Below are 1031 nucleotides of genomic sequence, written 5' to 3' on the forward strand. Positions count from 1 at the left end.
GAGCCGCACCGCCCGGTGCCACCGGCGGGTGAGCGCGGTCGCGCCCTCGTGGCGGCGCAGCCGGACGTCGACGCCGTTGCCGGCCAGGCGGTGGGCACCGCCTCCGGCGACGGGGTCGGGGTCGGTGACCGCGTAGACGACCGCCGCGACGCCCGCGGCGAGCAGCGCGTCGACGCACGGCCCGGTGCGACCGGTGTGGTTGCACGGTTCGAGGGTGACGTAGGCGGTGGACCCGGCGGTGTCGTGGCCGCGGGCGCGGGCGTCGCGCAGCGCGTCGACCTCGGCGTGCGGGGTGCCGGCCCCGCGATGCAGGCCGCCGCCGAGGAAACGGCCGGCGGGGTCGAGGAGCACGGCGCCGACGCGCGGGTTGCGATCGACCGACGGCCCCTGCGCGGCCAGCCGGGTCGCGAAGTCCATGGCCTGCGTGGGCGTCAGCGGCGCCAGAGAGCGCGGGGCGTCACGCGGTATCTGGGTGTGCGCAGGCGGGGCGTGGGTTCCGCTCGCGATGCTCATCTGCTCTCCCGGCTCGTCGTGACGAGCTCCGGGGTGCGCGAGGTCGCGCCAGCCGTGCGACGACCCGACGCCGGGCACCCATGCCACGCATGGTCACCCGGTCACCGGTCGGCACCCGTCGACGGGCGCCGCCGAGCACGGCCCGTGCTGCCTCCCATCCGGACTTTCACCGTCGGTCCCGGAATTCCACCAGGTCAACCGCGCCTGCCGGCCTGGTCAGACCGGTGCGGACGCGGGTCGCGGACTATCACCGCCGGTTCGGAATTACACCGACCCCGGAGCACGTGGGGCCCAGTATGCCACCGCCCATCGACCCGTCGCACCCGGCCGGGCGCACCCTTCCGGCCACACCCGCGAGACGACGTCGGCGTGCCCGGGCTCGTGGATCGGGCTCGCGGACCGGGCTCGCGGACCGGGCTCGCGGACCGGGCTCGCGGACCGGGCTCGCGGACCGGGCTCGCGGACCGGGCTCGCGGACCGGGCTCGCGGACCGGGCTCGCGGACCGGGCTCGCGGACC

At 77.3% G+C, this 1031-nt stretch carries 1 protein-coding gene and 1 riboswitch; the gene reads right to left on the bottom strand.

What is annotated here, in order from left to right:
• Positions 1-513, bottom strand: a 513-nt coding sequence (locus PINTE_RS22355) for a deaminase (RefSeq protein ID WP_373280193.1), incomplete at its 3' end; no start/stop codon positions are given.
• Between the two features lie 142 nt (positions 514-655).
• Positions 656-799, bottom strand: a riboswitch (FMN riboswitch).
• Positions 800-1031: the final 232 nt, after the last annotated feature.

The organism is Piscicoccus intestinalis NBRC 104926 (assembly GCF_001515525.1).
GTDB lineage: Bacteria > Actinomycetota > Actinomycetes > Actinomycetales > Dermatophilaceae > Kineosphaera > Kineosphaera intestinalis.